This window comes from Ideonella sp. P3_A4 (genome assembly GCF_056403075.1).
The window spans coordinates 1-15,604 of the sequence record NZ_JBFUGE010000007.1; the positions used below are offsets into that span (position 1 = coordinate 1).

The following is a 15,604-nucleotide window of genomic DNA, read 5'->3' on the forward strand; positions in this document are numbered from 1 at the left end:
CGCTCCTCGACCATCGCGTTGGCGGTCATCGCGATGATCGGGATGCGCGAGACGCCGCTGGGCAGCGAGCGGATCGCACGCGTGGCGGCCTCGCCGTCCATGCCGGGCATCTGGATGTCCATCAGCACCAGGTCGTAGGTGGCGGCCTGGACCTGGCGCACCGCTTCGAAGCCATCGGCGACGATGTCGCTGAAATGGCCCAGGTGGTCGAGCATTGCCTTGATCAGGATCTGGTTGACGCCGTTGTCTTCGGCCACCAGGATGCGCCGCGCCGGCTGGGCGGCCGATGCGGCTCCAGCGGGCGCCGCATCGGCCGGCGCTGCCGCCGGCCCGCTGCTGGCGGTGATCGTTGGTGGCACCACCTCCAACGGCAGGCCGATGCTGAAGGTGCTGCCCTGGCCCGGCGCGCTTTGCACGTCGATGCGGCCATGCATCAGCTCGACGATCTCCTGGCTGATCGCCAGCCCGAGGCCGCTGCCGCCGTGGCGCCGCGCGGTGCTCGAGTCGCCCTGGCTGAAATGGCGGAACAAGCGCGGCAGCGTCTCGGTATCGATGCCGATGCCGGTGTCGCGCACGGAGATCATCAGCTCGACACGCCGGCCCGGCAGCGGCCGGTGCGTCACGTCGACGTCGACCCGGCCCTCGGGCGTGAACTTCAGCGCGTTGCCGATCAGGTTGAACAGCACCTGGCGCAGCCGGCTCGGGTCACCGCGCAGCCGCGTCGGCAGGCCCGGCGCCGAAGTCATCGCCAGCGCCAGGCCCTTGGCCTCGGCGCGCACCGCCAGCAGCGAGACGACCTCGTTGACGGTGGCCACCGGGTCGAACTCGACGATCTCGAGCTCCATCCGGCCGGCCTCGACCTTGGACAGGTCGAGGATGTCGTTGATCAGCGCCAGCAGGGTCTGGCCCGAGCTGCGGATCAGCTCGGCATAACGCCGTTGTTCGGGTGTCAACGGCGTGTTCAGCATCAGCCCGTTCATGCCCAGCACCGCGTTCAGCGGCGTGCGGATCTCGTGGCTCATCGAGGCCAGGAAGCGTGACTTGGCCTTGTTGGCGGCCTCGGCGTCGGCCTTGGCCCGCTCCAGCGCGCGCTCGGCCGAGGTGACGTCGTGGTAGACCGTGATCACGCCACCATCTGGCGTGTGGCGCTCGACGGCGTGGATGACGCGGCCGCTGGGCAGGATCTGCTCGTGCTGGCCGTCTTCGGTGCGGTGGATCGCCAGCCGGCGCTGGACCCAGCCCTGCTGATCTTCCGGTGCGGCGTCCGGCATCATCGCGTTGACGCCGACCAGCGCCAGCCGCTCGAACGGCACACCGGGCGCGACGACATCGGCCAGCCAGGGGTAGATCTCGAGGAAGCGCGGGTTCCAGACCACCACCCGGTCGTTGCCGTCGCACAGCAGCATGCCGTCGGCCATCGACGCCAGCGCCTCGTCCAGCATGTTCTTGCTGCGATTCAGCGCGGCGCGGGCTTGCGCCAGCCGGCCCAGGTGCCAGTGGGCAAATGCGCCAGCGCCCAGCACCATCAGCAAGAACAGCAAGGTCGCCGCGAGCACGAAGCGGCGCTGCTCGTGGGCATCGGCCAAGGCGGCTTCGATCGGGATCGACGCGGCCACCAGCAACGGCCGGTACAACACCGGCCGCACGGCCACCAGTGCCGGTGCTCCGCCGATGCGCGCCGGGGCGGGCTCGGCGTGCCCGGTGGGCATGGCTTCGCCCAGCGGCTGCGGCAGGCGCTGGCCGACGAGGGTGTCGTGCGGCGGCACGCTGACCAGCAACTGGCCGTCGTCGCGCTCCAGCGTGGCGACCAGGCCGTCGATGTCGGCGGCTTGCGACAACAGGCTGGCGATCAGCGAGGCCGGCACCTCGGCCACTGCCAGCACCCGCACGCCGGCGCCCATGTCGACCGGGCGGGCGAAATAGATCATCCGCTCGGTGGTGACGAAGTTGACCAGCGGCGGGCTGATCACCAGCTGCGGCGACGGCAGGGCCATCGCGTCGGCGACGAAGCCGGGTGGCAGCGGCAGCCCCAGCCGCGCGCTGTCGGGCTGGGCGGCGGCCAGCACGGTGCCGTCGGGCTGCAGCAGCACCAGGTCGCGCACCAGCAGGTTCTGGCTGATGGTGGTGCGCAGCTGCGACTGGGTGCCGGTGACGTCGTAGGTGCCATTGGCCAGGCGGTGCGGGCGCAGCAGCGTCTCGCTGCCGGCCAGCATCACGTCGACGCCCAGCAGCGTGCGGTTCAGCGAGGCTTCGGCGCCGGCGATGAAGCGCTCGGCACGCTGGCGCGCCTCTTCCAGCGCGTCGCGCTCTTCGCTGTTGACCAGCGCCGCGGCGGCCGCCAGCACAGTGCCGATGAACACCGCCACGAAGCCGGCGATGGCCCACTGCACGCGAAGAGGCGGATTCATTGAGGACTGGAACCTGGCCTTGCCTCGACCCCGCTGATCGGCCCGATCGTCTCGTTCCAGGCTTCGGCGCAAGCGGAGCCGCAGCGCTGGATCCAGCGGGCAATCACGGTGCCGGCCAGCACCTTGCGGCGGCGCTGGTCGTCGGCGGGGGTCGGGGCCTGGGCCTGCAGGCGGCCGGGTTGGCCACCGCAGTCTTGTTCGCCGGTGAGGCAACGCACGCCTTCGCCGGTTTCACGCTCGGAATCGGCCCAGATCACCTGCTCGAGCCGCATCAGCTCCTGCTTCAGGATCGAGCGCTGGTCGGGCGGCAGCGCGGTCCAGGCGCCGCTGTTGGCGCCGAAGATCGCCATGCCCCAGCTGACCGGCATCGTGAACAGGTGCTGGGTGTGCTGCTGCAGCCCGATCGTGTAGCCCGACATGCTGCCGGTCACTGCGCATTCGACGTTGCCGCTGCGCAGGTTCTGCGTCATCTCGGCGAACGAGGTGTTGACCGGCTTGGCGCCCAGCGCCTCGACCCAGTCGGCCTGGGTGGCACTGGCGGTGCGCACGCGCCGGCCCGCCAGTTCGGCCAGGCTCTTCAGCGGCCGCTGGCAGAACAGCATCTGCGCCGGGTAGACATAGATCGCCAGCAGCTCGATGCCGTGTTTTTCGCGCAGCGTCTTTTCGAGGTACGGCCGGTAGGCCGAGACATGCCGGCRCAGGCTGGCCATGTCGGGGTTCAGCCCGGCCAGGTCGGCAGCGCCGAGCAGCGGCTCGGTGGCGCTGGACAAGGACACCAGCGCGGTGCCGAAGGGCACGACGCCCAGCTGCATCAGGCGCAGCATGTCCTGCCCGCGGATGCCGGCGCGGTCGAACGGGACGATGCTCGCGCGCAGCTTGCCGTTGGTCAGGCGCGGCAGCTCCTGGGTCCAGAACGGCTCTTCCTGGCGGGTGTACTGGTTGACGTTGGCCAGGCCGCCGACGACACGCAGCGACATGCTGGCGGACGGTGCGGAAGCTGGCCCCGCCGGCGCTTCGGCCGCCGTGCTGATGGCCAGCAGCATGAAAGTTAGCCCGACAGCCGCGCAGGCGGTGCGGACGGTGGCGGCACGCGAAGAAGGTCGGCCCCGGTCAGCGGGGCGGTCGAGTGTCTGGGCTGCTGACATGCCGATTCGTCGTGCGTCGTCCGTCCGTTTCACCTCCTCCGCCGGGAAGCGCAAACGAGTATGGCAGGAAGCCGCGGCTCTGTCACAAACTGTGCCAAACCGTTCAAACCGCGCGTGGATCGCCTTGCAGGAACAGGCCGAAGACCGCTCGGAAAGCCTCCGAGCTGCGCGGCCCGAGCTGGCCGTCTTCGCGCAGGAAGATGGCGGGGAACTGGTTCAGGAATCGCTGCAGCGCGATGCCGTCCGGCGCGACCACATCGGGGTCGTAGTGCAGCCGGGCGGCGAGGACGAGCGGTGGTGCGGCGATCGGCGCGGCCGCGATGGTGACCGGGCGGACGGGGGCTGGCGGCGCGACCACGGGGTCGACCAGCGCGCCCCTTTCAGCCAGGCGCCGCAGCAGCGCCGCGGCACCGACCTGCTTGCTGACCGCGCTGTCCGAGAAGGTGCCGTCGGCCACGTATTTGCCGCGCAGGTAGTGGTTGGTGTAGCTCCACAGGTAGGGGCTTTTGACTTCGGGGTGGGCGTTGCGGTAGCCCCAGCCGTTGTAGCTTTCCCACTTGTACAAGATGCCGGGCACGCTCCAGTCGTTCCAGCGGTCGTAGCGGGCCAGCTGCAGCGCGTCGGTGGCGCTGGTCTCCCAAGCGAATGGCGGCGGGCCGGGCGGCCGGCCCGAGGGCACGTGCACCGTGCGGGCCACGAGCGGGTCACCGTTGTGCAGGTGGGTGTCGAAGCGGGCACTGGCTTCCAGGCTGTGGATGACCGCCAGCACATACCAGGGCATGCCCAGCGGCCGGGCGACGCTGTCGTAGCGGGCTTGCTGGACGAGGGCACGCTCGGCGCAGGCGTCGACCTCGGCTTGTCGCTCGGGGCGGATCTGGCAACCGTCGAACAGCTGCTGGTACTCGGCGCGCAACGCGCTGGTCAGGCTGGGCATCGCAGTCTCCTGGCGGCCCGGGCTTTCCCCGTGGAACTGCGAAGCCTGCGTCAAACGCTGCCGCTTGTCATCCTTCAGCTGCAGGAGACAAGGGACGGAGGATCCCCCCAGCTTGCATGCCTGTGCGCCGCAGCGGCCTGCCGCCACAATGCGCGCGTTGATCGACACGGGAGCGATGTGAGATGACTGCCTTGGTGCTGGGCCTGCTGCTGTTTCTCGGCGTGCATTCGGTGCGCATCGTGGCGCCTGCCTGGCGCGAAGCGCAGATCGCGCGCATCGGCCGGACCGCCTGGCGTGGTGTGTACTCGCTGGCGTCGCTGGCTGGCTTCGCGCTGCTGGTCTGGGGTTATGGCCAGGCGCGTCAGCAGCCGGTGGTGCTGTGGACGACCCCGGCGGGCTTGCGCCACCTGGCGGCGCCGCTGGTGCTGGTCGCCTTCATCCTGATCGCCGCATCGCAGGTCGGCGGCAATCTGATCCAGGCCAAGCTGCAGCACCCGATGCTGCTGGGCACCAAGCTGTGGGCCTTCGCTCACCTGTTGGCCAACAACACGCTGGCCGACGTGCTGCTGTTCGGCGGCTTCCTCGTCTGGGCGGTGCTGGCGTTTCGCAGCGCGCGCCGGCGTGGGCCGGTGGCGGTGGACTTGAAGCCAGGGCGCACCGCGATTGCGGTGGTCGCGGGCGTAGCGCTGTGGGCCTTCTTTGCCTTCTGGGCCCACGCGGCGTGGATTGGCGTCAGGCCGTTTTGAGACCCCCACGCCCCCTTCCGGGGGCTGCCCCCCGAGGGGGCTCGCGCAGCGGACTGGCGGAGCCAGATCCGCGCACGCCACTTGAAGTGCGGCGGCTCCTGCGGAGCGCCGCCGGGGGCAACTCAGCTCGTTCCGAAGAGCTTTTCGAACAGGCGGCTGCCGATCAGCTCGCGCACCTGAAGGCCGTTGAGCGATTCCTCGAAGATGCTGCCGCGGTCAGCCTCGAACAGCGCGCCCACCTCGGTCGCGAGGTTCAGGGGCTCGGTGTCCTTCCAGCCCGGGCTTTCCGGGGCCTTGGTGATGCAAAGCGGCGGCAACGCGTCTAGCGGCGCCGGCCAGGTCAGCGGCGGCAGCTCGGGACGCAGTTCGGGGCGGTAAGTGCGCTGGTAGGCGGGTTTCATCGTGTTCCTCCGGCCCGGCGTTGGGCTCGTGACAGCATGTTCGTAAGACTACGCGGGTTTCCACCAGGGTTAGCCTCGGAACAACGGGGTGAGCGCCGGCCAGTTCTGTTACCTCGCCGTCATCAACGGGTCTTGCCCGCGTCACGCCGCGTGACTAAGGTCGCAGGCCTTTGATGTCCCGGAGGCTTCGATGAACCAGACCAAGAAATCCGCCCGGCGCCAAGGCGCGCGGCTCGCCGGCGTTGCACTGGCCGCCTTGACCGCCCTCGGCAGCGCACCGGCCCAGGCGGCACTGCCGCAGCTGTCCGGCCCGCCGATCGTGATCGGCCACCGCGGTGCCGCCGGCCACCTGCCCGACCACACGCTGGAAGGCTATGCGCTGGCGATCGAGCTGGGCGCCGACTTTGTCGAGCCCGACCTGGTGGCGACCAAGGACGGCGTGCTGATCGCGCGCCATGAGCCGAACCTGATCGCGACGACCAACGTGTCGAGCATCCCGAAGTTCGCGTCGCGCAAGCGGGTGGCGGTCATCGACGGTGCGGCCGAAGAGGGCTTCTTCGCCAGCGACTTCACCCTGGCCGAGATCAAGGAGCTGCGCGCGGTGCAGCCGATGGGTCAGCGCGACCACGGCTTCGATGGCCAGTACAAGATCCCGACGCTGCGCGAGGTGATCGCGCTRGTCAAGCGCAAGACGCTGGAAAAGGATCGCACGATCGGCATCTACCCCGAGACCAAGCACCCGACCTACCACAAGAGCCTGGGCTTGCCGTTGGAAGACCGCTTGCTCGACGAGCTGACGCTGGCCGGCTGGAACTACCGCAACGCGCCGGTGTTCATCCAGAGCTTCGAGACCGCCAACCTGCGTGAGCTGCGAGCCAAGACCAAGGTGCACCTGGTGCAGCTGGTCGACGCCGACGGCTTGAACCCCGACGGTTCACTGAGCTTCGTGCCGCCCTACGACAAGCCCTACGACTGGGTCGTCTCGGGCCGCCAGGGGCTGTTCAGCGACCTGGTGACGCCGGCCGGCCTGGCCGAGGTGGCCACCTACGCCGACGGCATCGGGCCCTGGAAGTACTACCTGCAGTCGACGGCCTGCAAGGTGGTCGTCAATGGCGCCTGCCAGGACGCCAACGGCGACGGCCTGGTCAACGAAGCCGACCGCACCGTGCTGCCGGCCACTGCGGTGGTGACGAACGCCCATGCGAACGGGCTGGTGGTGCACCCGTACACCTTCCGCAGCGAAGACTCACGGCTGCCACTGGAAGACATCGGCACGCCGACCAACGAGTACCAGCGCTTCTTCACGCTCGGTGTCGACGGTGTGTTCTCGGACTTCACCGAAAGCGCGGTCGTCGGCCGTTCGATGTTCCTGCTGAAGAACGCGCCTGGGTATCGCGACTGCTTGGTGAAGGGTACTTGCAAGCATTGATGCCGGCTCCCACGGAGCGCGCGAAGCGTCGCTCCCTCCCGGTGGCGTGCGCGGATCCGGCTTGGCCGGTCCGCTGCGCGGGCCCCCTTGGGGGGCAGCCCCCGGAAGGGGGCGTGGGGGCTCAAGGTGCGCGTTTGTGGATCAGGAAGCGATCGACCACCCGCCAGCCGGGTGGCAGTGGCTCCGTCGCCGAGCGGCGGCGGGGCACCCGGTCGATGCCGAGCAGGAAGACTTCGAGCCCGGCCGGCGTCAGCTTGAAGCGCAGGAAGCCTTTGTGGTCGGCGCAGCCGAGTGAGCCGAAGGCCTGGTTCGGCAGCTGGTTGAACAGCGCGCTGGCCAGTGCCAGGTAGGCGCCGAAAACCAAGCCGCCTGCCAGCAACCCGGCGATGCCGACGGCGTACCAGGTGACCAGTGCGAGCAGCGTGTCGCGCAAGGGTGGCGGCCAGCCGGCCAAGGTGGGAAAGTGCGGCGTCAGCGTGTGGCACGCCAGCCAGTACAGCGCAAAGATCAGCCACGCGTGTAGCAGGCCGTGTGCCAGGCCGCTGGCAATGCACAGCGGCTTCGGTGCTGGCCCTTCCCACGCGGTCTGCACGCAGCCGGCCAGCATGAACAGGTTGACGAAGGCGGCGAACGGGCTGAACACCATTGCCTTCAGCCACAACCAGTGCGCAGCGACGAAGCCCAGCTCGCCCATCGGTGCGAAGCCATCGGGCCGGTAGCTGGCGGAGAACACGCCCGAGTTGACGTAGGCATTGAAGCCGTACAGCAGGCCCAGGCACAGCGCGAAGCCAAGGTTGGATTGCCAGGCTTCGGCCAGTGTTGCCAGCAACCCCAGTTCGCGCGGTGAGCGCGAGAAGCGCACCTGCAGCAACGCCAGCAGGTTGGCCCAGGCCAGCGTGCGCGTGCGCGCCGGCGGCGGGAAGTCCATGGTCGCCGATTCGTGCCGGAACTGGGTGTGGGTCGCGCTGTCGTCGCCGCGTTCGGCGATGCCGACCCGCACGCGCACGCCGAGGTCGAGGCTGGCAGCGTTGGGCTCAGGGCTGCGGTCCAGCACCTTGAGTGCTTGCACTTCCTGGCTGTGTGTCGGGTGCAGGAAGGCACCGCCGGTGCCGCAGATCACGAGGTGGCTGGACAGCCCGGTCAGCGGATCCGCCTCCAGCGTCTGCCGGCTGTACAGGTGCAAGTCGCCGGCGATGCGGACGCGGATGCGCGCGCCGCGCGCCTCGATCAGTGCTTCGAGCCGTTGGTAGCGGCGCGGGTAGCCGGGTGCGGCGTGGTCACCCAGCGGCCGCGTCCAGTAGGGCTCGGGGTAGATCAGCAGCACATCGTCGCCGGGCGCGATGCCGCAGGTGCTCTGCGCCGACAGCAAGGCAGCGAAGGATTCGAACTGCAGCCGGTCGATGTCACCGACCAGCGCGAAATCGAGCCCGAGCAGCCAGAAGCCTTGCGGCAACTTGGTCGCGAAATAGGTCTGGCGCTGCGGCGTGCGGGCGCCGATCACCGCGCCCTGGTCGTAGTTGACGAAGTAGCGGCAGAAGGTCGACGCCGAGTCGAACCAGTCGTGGTTCTGCGGGATCGCGACGATGAACTTGCGCGGGGCGGCTTGGCCCGGGCCACCGTGGTCGGTGGTGCCGAAGCGGCTGTCGGGTGATTGCGCGGCGGCCAGCATCTCGATGAAGCGGTACTGGTACTCGAGCGCACTGGCGCCGGGGTAGGCGAGGTCACCGCCGAGCACCAGCAGCTGGCCTTCGGGCAGGCGGTGGTGTTGGCCGTCGGCGTCGTCGAGCTCCAAGACCGGCGCGAGCAGCGCCTGCGCGACGGTGAAGGTCGCGTCGCCGCCATCCCCGGTGTCGGACATGAAGTCGAACCAGAAGGGCTGCGCGTCACTCACCGGTTGCGCGCTGAAGTCGATCGGCGCGAGGCCGGGCGTGAACATTTCACGCCGATCGAGGTTTCGTTGGAAGCTGGCCGACTGCAGCCACTCGCGCCCGGCTTGCCACAGCACGCCCGGCGCGAACCAGGCCGTGGGGCGTCTCTCGCACGGGGGCACCGCTGAGCCGAGCTGGCGTTTCATGACGGCTGTCCTGTCTGCTGATGAGGCCTTCGGATCCTAACCGCGCATCTTGATGGCGTTGATCAACACCCAAGCTAGGGATGGCCCGGGCGTGGGGCTGCGCCTTGAATGCGCGCTCCGACCACTGACGCGAGGGACGCATGTTGAACCGCTCGAACGCCGAACGCCACCACCAGCCGGGTGCTGGTTTCGATGACCGGACCGAAGAGGCCTGGTGGGAGCTCAGTCCCGGCAAGGTGATCACCGGCACGCCGGACAACGACACGCTGCGCGGCAGCAACGGCGACGACTCGATCGACGGCGCGGCGGGAGCCGACCGGATGATCGGCCGCGGCGGCAATGACCTCTATTACGTCGACAACGCGGGCGACAAGGTGCACGAGCTGGCCGGCGAAGGCAACGACACCGTGATTGCCCATGTCAGCTGGACGCTGGGCGCGAATGTCGAGCCTGGACCTGGATGGCGATCTCTCCGGCCTGAGTGGCACCGGCAACGCGCTGGACAACGTCATCACCGGCGATATGGGCAGCAATGTTCTGAAGGGCCTGGAAGGCAATGACACGATCGACGGCGGCAACATCGTGTCGCCGAGCCACGCCGACACGCTGTGGGGCGGCAGTGGTGACGACACCTTGACCGCCGGCCAGCGCAACTACTCGCATGACGTGCTGCATGGCGGGACGGGCAACGACAAGCTCAGTGTCCAGGCGGGGATGAGCCGGCTCTACGGCGACGAGGGCAACGACCTGCTGGTCGCCGGCAGCGGCGACATCGACGGCAATGCGGACTTCCTGTATGGCGGCGTCGGCCGCGACACGCTGCAAGGGGGTTATGTGCAGGACGGTGGCGACGGCAACGACGTCATGAAGCTCTACAACACCAACACTGCGTATGGGGGCGAAGGCAACGACACGATGACGGGCACGGCAGGTGGCGGCTGGAGCAGCGGCTTCGTCGAGGGCGGCAACGGCAACGACAAGATCGACCTGTGGGGGATGAACTACCTGTCGATCGAGGGCGACGACGGCAACGACGTGCTGGCCGGGGAGTGCATCGGGAAGCTGGAGATGGATGGCGGCGCCGGCGATGACCAAGTGTCGGGCCACCAGCCGGGCGGCTCGCGCGACATGGCGCTGCTGGGCGGCGAGGGCAACGACACGGTCACCGGCAGCAGCGTCTATGGCGGCTACAGCCTGGGCGGCGGCGAGGGCGATGACCGGTTGATCGCCTCCTTCGGCGGCAGTGGCGACGCGGACATTCAGATGTCTGGCGACGCCGGCAATGACACGCTGTCGGCCAGCCACGGCGTGGCGACGATGACTGGCGGCGCCGGCGACGACACGTTCCTGTTGAGCGCCAAGGAAATCCTCTACCAGGACATGGTCTACACGGCCGATTTCGAAAGCGGCCACGACCACCTCGGCGTCAGCCAGTCGACGCTGAAGGTGGGCGATGGCGACCTGCAGGTCGAGGGCGCGGTGACGACCAACGGACCGGGCGGTTTCGACACGAGCGCCGAGCTGGTGATCGTCGCGGCCGACATCTTCGGCGACCTGACACTGGACAAGGCTGCCGCCGCCATCGGCAGTGGCGACCACAACTATGCCAAGGGCCAGTCGGTGGTCTTCATGGTCGACAACGGCGTCGACTCCTGGGCGCTGTACTTCACCTCGTCCGGCACCGACGCCGTCGTCAGCGCGTCGGAGCTGAGCGTCATCGGGCGCCTGACCGGCACCGCATCGACCGGTGCAGAAGACGTGGTCTGGGGCACCTGACCTTGTGCACACCGGGTCGGCGTGGCGCCTTCTCGGTGTGACAGACTGCACGCCCCGTGCGCGGGCCACCACGAATGAAGGATGGCTGCCCGCAGCGCTTGATCATGGAATGGCGCTCGGCACATAACTTGTCAGGAGGATGCACTTGAACCGTTGGAACGCAGGCCACTTGGTGAAGACCGGCCAGACTTGGGACGATGACCAGGGGAACGCCCGTGGCGATGTCGCCTGGTGGCGCGTGTCACCTGAATCCGTCATCAACGGCACGCCTGGTGACGACACGCTGATTGGCACCAGTGGCGCCGACACGATCGACGGCGGTGCCGGTGCCGACGAGATGCGGGGCCTGAAGGGCGCCGACACCTACCTCGTCGACAACGTCGGCGATCGCGTCGTCGAAGCCGCGGGCGGCGGCAAGGACACCGTCAAGGCCAGCGTCAGTTACACGCTGGCCAACAACGTCGAGAACCTGGTGCTGACCGGCACGGCAGGCCTGTCGGGCACCGGCAACGCGCTGGCCAACAAGCTGACCGGCAACGCCGGCAACAACCTGCTCGACGGCCTGGGCGGCGCCGACACGATGGTCGGCGGCAAGGGCGACGACAGCTACCGTGTCGACAACGCCGGCGACGTGGTCACCGAGAAGGCGGGCCAGGGCACCGACACGGTCGTGACGTCGGTCGACTACACGCTGGGCGCGGGGGTCGAGAACCTGGGGATGTCGTCGAACGGCACAGCCGGCATCAAGGGCTACGGCAACGAACTGGCCAACTCGATGTCCGACTGGATCGGCTCGGACCTGCTGTCGGGCCTGGACGGCAACGACACCCTCAACGGCGGCACCGTGCTGTCGCCCGGGGCGAGCGACACGCTGGATGGCGGCAACGGCGATGACGTGCTGAATGCCGGTCGCTACAGCTACTCGAGTGACGTGCTCTACGGCGGCGAAGGCAACGACAAGCTGACGGTGCAGGCCGGCGCGAATTCGCTGTACGGCGGTGGCGGCGACGACCTGCTGCTGGCCGGCAATGGCGGCATGTACCACGGCCCGAGCGACTATCTTGACGGCGGCGCGGGCAACGACACGCTGCAAGGCGGTGGCAGTCTTTCTGGCGGCGACGGCGACGACTTGATGACGACCAACGTCTTCACCGGCTACGCCCAAGGTGGCCAGGGCAACGACACCATCACCGGCAGCGGTGGTTCGGGCTACAGCAACCTGTCGGTCGAGGGGGGTGCGGGCGACGACTGGATCGACTCGTATGCCCTCAACAACCACCTGAACGCCTACGGCGGCGACGGCAATGACACCATCGACGGCGGCGCACAGATGAACGTCAGGATCGAAGGCGGCATCGGCGACGACCTGGTGACCGGCCATCGCGAGACCGGCGGCCCGGGCGTGATTTCGCTGCTCGGCGGCGACGGCAACGACGTGGTCAGCGCCGCGAACAGCAATGGCGACTGCACGGTGGAAGGCGGCAGCGGCGACGATGTGCTGAGCGGCCGGACGGCTCAGGGCATGGTCACCATCGACGGTGGTGACGGCAACGACACCTTGATGTCGCCGCACGGCATGGCCGCGCTGACCGGTGGCGAAGGCAGCGACCTGTTCGTGCTGAGCGCCAAGCAGGTGCTCCACACCGACGAGGTCTGGACGACCGATTTCACGAGCGGCACCGACCATCTCGGGATCAGCCAAGCGACGCTGGCGGTGGGCAACGGTGACCTCTTCGCCGACGGAGCGGTGACCGTCGACGGCCCGGGTGGCTTCGACAACAGCGCCGAGCTGGTCATCGTCGCGGCGGACATCTTTGGCGACGTGACGCTGGACAGCGCCGCGGCGGCGATCGGCAGCGCGAACGAGGCCTACGAGGCCGGCCAGACGGTGCTGTTCGTGGTCGACAACGGCGTCGACTCGACGGTGCTGTACTTCACCTCATCGGGCAATGACGCGCAGGTCACCGCCGACGAACTGAGCATCGTCGGCACGCTGACATCGACCGCGTCGACCAGCGCCGAAGACATTGTCTGGAGCGTCTGAACGCGAGCGCTCGGCGAAGCCGCCGTGGGGGGCCTCGCTGAGCAAACCTGGGATGGGACCCGGTCGGCGTCGGTGCCATGCAAGGCGCGGCTGGCCACCACATGAAGAGAGGGCACCATGTCGAAGCGATGGAATGCAGGGCACGAGGTCAAGCCGGGCCTGAGGCTCGAAGACGACAACGGGTGGGAGCCGGCCGCGTCGCCCTGGTGGGCGGCCGAGCCGCAGAAGGTGATCGTCGGCACACCGGCCGACGACACGCTGCGCGGCAGCCATGGCGATGACACCATCGACGGCGCCGAAGGGGCCGACCGCATGGTGGGCCGCGAGGGTAACGACACCTACCTCGTCGACAACCTGGGTGATGTCGTGCGCGAGCGGGCGCACGAAGGCATCGACACGGTCGTGGCGTCGGTCGACTGGACGCTGGGCAAGCATGTCGAGAATCTGACGCTGTCGGGCAGCGCTTCGCTGCAGGCCACCGGCAACGGGTTAAACAACCTGATCACCGACAACGCCGGCAGCAACGTGCTCAACGGCCTGGACGGCAACGATACGCTCAGCGGCGGCCACGTCATTTCGCCGAGCAATGTGGACAAGCTGATCGGCGGCGATGGCGACGACACCGTGACCGCCGGCCTGCAGGAGTACTCCCACGATTTGCTGTACGGTGGGAACGGCAACGACACGATCAGCGTGACCCGGGGCTCCAACACCTTGTACGGCAATGACGGTGACGACCTGTTGGTGGCCGGCAGCGGTGGGATTTACCACGGCGACGCGGACCATCTGTATGGCGGCACCGGGCAGGACACCCTGCAGGGCGGCGCCGTCATGGACGGCGGCGACGGCAACGACCAGCTCGAGACCTACCTGACCCGCAATGCGCAGGGCGGGGCCGGCAACGACACGATCCACGGCCTGGTCGGTGGTGGTTACGACGATGGCCGGGTCGACGGCGGCATTGGCGACGACTCGATCGACGTCTACGCGCCAATGAACAAGGTCTTCGCCTATGGCGGCGACGGCAACGACACCATCACCGGTGAAGCTGGCTCGGCGGTGCTGGTCGATGGGGGCTTGGGGGACGACCACGTCACCGGTCGGCAAGACAACAGCAGCCCCTCGATGACGGTGCTCGGCGGCGACGGCAACGACACCGTCGTCGGCTACGGCCATGGCGACTATGTCTTGAGCGGCGGCAACGGCGGCGACCGCATCAACGCTGTCGGCACCGGCTTCGGAACTGCCCATGCGAGCGGCGACGCCGGCAACGACACGCTGTCGGCCAGCCACGGCATCAACACGCTGGAAGGCGGCACCGGCGATGACGTGTTCTTGCTCGGCGCGAAGGAAGTGCGCTGGGAGGAGATGATCTACATCGCCGACTTCGAAAGCGGCATCGATCACCTCAGCCTGAGCCAGTCGACGCTGGCGGTGGGTGACGGTGACCTGCAGGTCGAAGGCGCGGTCACCGTCAACGGCCCGGGCGGCTTTGGCGCCAGCGCCGAGCTGGTGATCGTCGCGGCCGACATCTTCGGCGACCTGACGCTGGACGCGGCAGCGGCTGCGATTGGCAGCGCCGACCAAGCCTACGCCGAAGGTCAGACGGTGCTGTTCATGGTCGACAACGGCACCGATTCGCTGGCGCTGTACTTCACCTCATCGGGCAACGACGCCCAGGTCAGCGCCGCCGAACTGAGCATCGTCGGCCACTTGAGCGGCACTGCGTCGACCGGCGCCGAAGACATCGTCTGGGGTGTTTGAGCCTCTAACCGAAGAGCGACAGCAGGCGCTGCATCGAGGTCTGGTTCTGCCGGAACATCGAGATCGCGGCGTACTGCTGAACCTGGGCCTGGTGCCAGCTGCTGGCGGTTTGCGCCACGTCGGTGCTGACCAGGCGGTCGTAGGCGCGGCTGGTGCTTTCGAAGCGCAGGTCGGACGTGTCGGCAGCCGCCTCGAGCCGGTGCTCGGTGGCACCGAGGCTGGCGCGGTGCTGGCCAACTGACTTCAGCGCCTTGTCGATCGAGTCGATGGCGGTGCTGCTGCCGCCGGACGTGGCGATGCTGCCGCCGGTCACGTCCGACAGGTCGCTGTCGTTGCGCAGGTCGGGCGTGGTCAGGTCCAGCGTGTCTTTCGAGCCGGGGCCGGTGTTGATCTGGCGCGAACCGGCGTCGCTGGACAGGATCTTCTGGCCGTTGAAGCTGGTGCTGCCGATCACGCGGTTCACTTCCTGGCCCAGCTGCTGGTACTCGGCGTTCAGGCTCGCACGGTCGCTGTCGTTGAGCGTGCCGTTGCGTGATTGCAAGGCCAGCTCACGCATGCGCTGCAGGTTGCTCGACACCTGACCCAGCGCGCCGTCGGCCGTCTCGGCCAGCGACATGCCGTCCATCGCGCCCTGGTGGGCGATGTGCTCACCGTTCAGCTGCGACAGGAAGCGCTCGGAGATCGACAGGCCGGCGGCGTCATCGGCGGCGCTGTTGATGCGCCGCATGCTCGACAGACGCTCACTGGCCTGGTTCATGCGCCAGCCGGCGGCATCGATCCAACGGGACGAACTGGACACGGAATTGAAGTTCCACATGGCGACGGTGCGAGGCGGTTGTTGCCGCGCTGATCGTCCGCCGAACCGCTGCTGTGAGGGCCGCGT

The 15,604-nt window shown here is 68.4% G+C and carries 12 protein-coding genes; 6 read left to right on the forward strand and 6 right to left on the reverse strand.

Annotation, left to right across the window (positions count from 1 at the left end):
• The 3 genes from AC1DYI_RS02010 to AC1DYI_RS02020 all read right to left on the reverse strand — a co-directional run.
• The coding region (locus tag AC1DYI_RS02010; RefSeq protein ID WP_477202410.1) for an ATP-binding protein at positions 1-2,408 on the reverse strand (2,408 nt) is incomplete at its 3' end.
• Positions 2,405-3,451 carry a TRAP transporter substrate-binding protein gene (locus tag AC1DYI_RS02015; protein WP_477202411.1) on the reverse strand — a complete coding sequence of 349 codons (1,047 nt, stop codon included), beginning with the start codon at positions 3,449-3,451 and terminating at the stop codon, positions 2,405-2,407. The genes AC1DYI_RS02015 and AC1DYI_RS02010, both read right to left, overlap by 4 nt.
• Positions 3,452-3,656: 205 nt before the next feature.
• Positions 3,657-4,487, reverse strand: a complete 831-nt coding sequence (locus tag AC1DYI_RS02020) for a hypothetical protein (protein ID WP_477202412.1) — start codon at positions 4,485-4,487, stop codon at positions 3,657-3,659.
• A 182-nt stretch (positions 4,488-4,669) separates the two neighbouring features.
• Here AC1DYI_RS02020 and AC1DYI_RS02025 point away from each other — a divergent pair, with 182 nt between their 5' ends.
• Entirely contained in the window at positions 4,670-5,233 is a 564-nt protein-coding gene (locus tag AC1DYI_RS02025) for an NnrU family protein (RefSeq protein ID WP_477202413.1), read from the forward strand.
• 122 nt (positions 5,234-5,355) lie between these two features.
• Here AC1DYI_RS02025 and AC1DYI_RS02030 read toward each other — a convergent pair whose 3' ends face one another.
• Positions 5,356-5,634 carry a hypothetical protein gene (locus tag AC1DYI_RS02030; RefSeq protein ID WP_477202414.1) on the reverse strand — a complete coding sequence of 93 codons (279 nt, stop codon included), beginning with the start codon at positions 5,632-5,634 and terminating at the stop codon, positions 5,356-5,358.
• A 190-nt stretch (positions 5,635-5,824) separates the two neighbouring features.
• On the opposite strand from AC1DYI_RS02030, the gene AC1DYI_RS02035 reads away from it, so the two are divergent.
• On the forward strand, positions 5,825-7,063 hold the full coding sequence (locus AC1DYI_RS02035) for a glycerophosphodiester phosphodiesterase (RefSeq protein WP_477202415.1): 1,239 nt from the start codon (positions 5,825-5,827) through the stop codon (positions 7,061-7,063).
• Between the two features lie 121 nt (positions 7,064-7,184).
• Here the strand turns inward: AC1DYI_RS02035 and AC1DYI_RS02040 are convergent, their stop codons facing one another.
• Positions 7,185-9,137, reverse strand: a complete 1,953-nt coding sequence (locus AC1DYI_RS02040; protein ID WP_477202416.1) for a hypothetical protein — start codon at positions 9,135-9,137, stop codon at positions 7,185-7,187.
• Positions 9,138-9,277: 140 nt separating this feature from the next.
• On the opposite strand from AC1DYI_RS02040, the gene AC1DYI_RS02045 reads away from it, so the two are divergent.
• From AC1DYI_RS02045 to AC1DYI_RS02060, 4 genes are all read left to right on the forward strand, one after another.
• Positions 9,278-9,697 (forward strand): hypothetical protein, encoded by a 420-nt coding sequence (locus tag AC1DYI_RS02045; protein WP_477202417.1) that lies wholly within the window; start codon positions 9,278-9,280, stop codon positions 9,695-9,697.
• Positions 9,579-10,913, forward strand: a complete 1,335-nt coding sequence (locus AC1DYI_RS02050) for a calcium-binding protein (RefSeq protein WP_477202418.1) — start codon at positions 9,579-9,581, stop codon at positions 10,911-10,913. The genes AC1DYI_RS02045 and AC1DYI_RS02050 overlap by 119 nt, the downstream gene beginning before the upstream one ends.
• 145 nt (positions 10,914-11,058) lie before the next feature.
• Positions 11,059-12,957 (forward strand): beta strand repeat-containing protein, encoded by a 1,899-nt coding sequence (locus tag AC1DYI_RS02055; protein WP_477202419.1) that lies wholly within the window; start codon positions 11,059-11,061, stop codon positions 12,955-12,957.
• Between the two features lie 117 nt (positions 12,958-13,074).
• Complete coding sequence (locus tag AC1DYI_RS02060) at positions 13,075-14,721, forward strand: hypothetical protein (RefSeq protein WP_477202420.1); 1,647 nt, start codon at positions 13,075-13,077, stop codon at positions 14,719-14,721.
• A gap of 4 nt (positions 14,722-14,725) precedes the next feature.
• Here AC1DYI_RS02060 and AC1DYI_RS02065 read toward each other — a convergent pair whose 3' ends face one another.
• Positions 14,726-15,520, reverse strand: coding sequence for a flagellin N-terminal helical domain-containing protein (locus tag AC1DYI_RS02065; protein ID WP_477202421.1), 795 nt, complete (start codon positions 15,518-15,520; stop codon positions 14,726-14,728).
• Positions 15,521-15,604 lie beyond the last annotated feature (84 nt).

What these genes read in the sequence shown, in the direction of transcription:
- AC1DYI_RS02020 (WP_477202412.1), bottom strand. Translation starts at nt 4,487, where the DNA reads ATGCCCAGCCTGACCAGCGCGTTGCGCGCCGAGTACCAGCAGCTGTTC.
- AC1DYI_RS02025 (WP_477202413.1), top strand. Translation starts at nt 4,670, where the DNA reads ATGACTGCCTTGGTGCTGGGCCTGCTGCTGTTTCTCGGCGTGCATTCG.
- AC1DYI_RS02030 (WP_477202414.1), bottom strand. Translation starts at nt 5,634, where the DNA reads ATGAAACCCGCCTACCAGCGCACTTACCGCCCCGAACTGCGTCCCGAG.
- AC1DYI_RS02040 (WP_477202416.1), bottom strand. Translation starts at nt 9,137, where the DNA reads ATGAAACGCCAGCTCGGCTCAGCGGTGCCCCCGTGCGAGAGACGCCCC.
- AC1DYI_RS02045 (WP_477202417.1), top strand. Translation starts at nt 9,278, where the DNA reads ATGTTGAACCGCTCGAACGCCGAACGCCACCACCAGCCGGGTGCTGGT.
- AC1DYI_RS02050 (WP_477202418.1), top strand. Translation starts at nt 9,579, where the DNA reads ATGTCGAGCCTGGACCTGGATGGCGATCTCTCCGGCCTGAGTGGCACC.
- AC1DYI_RS02060 (WP_477202420.1), top strand. Translation starts at nt 13,075, where the DNA reads ATGTCGAAGCGATGGAATGCAGGGCACGAGGTCAAGCCGGGCCTGAGG.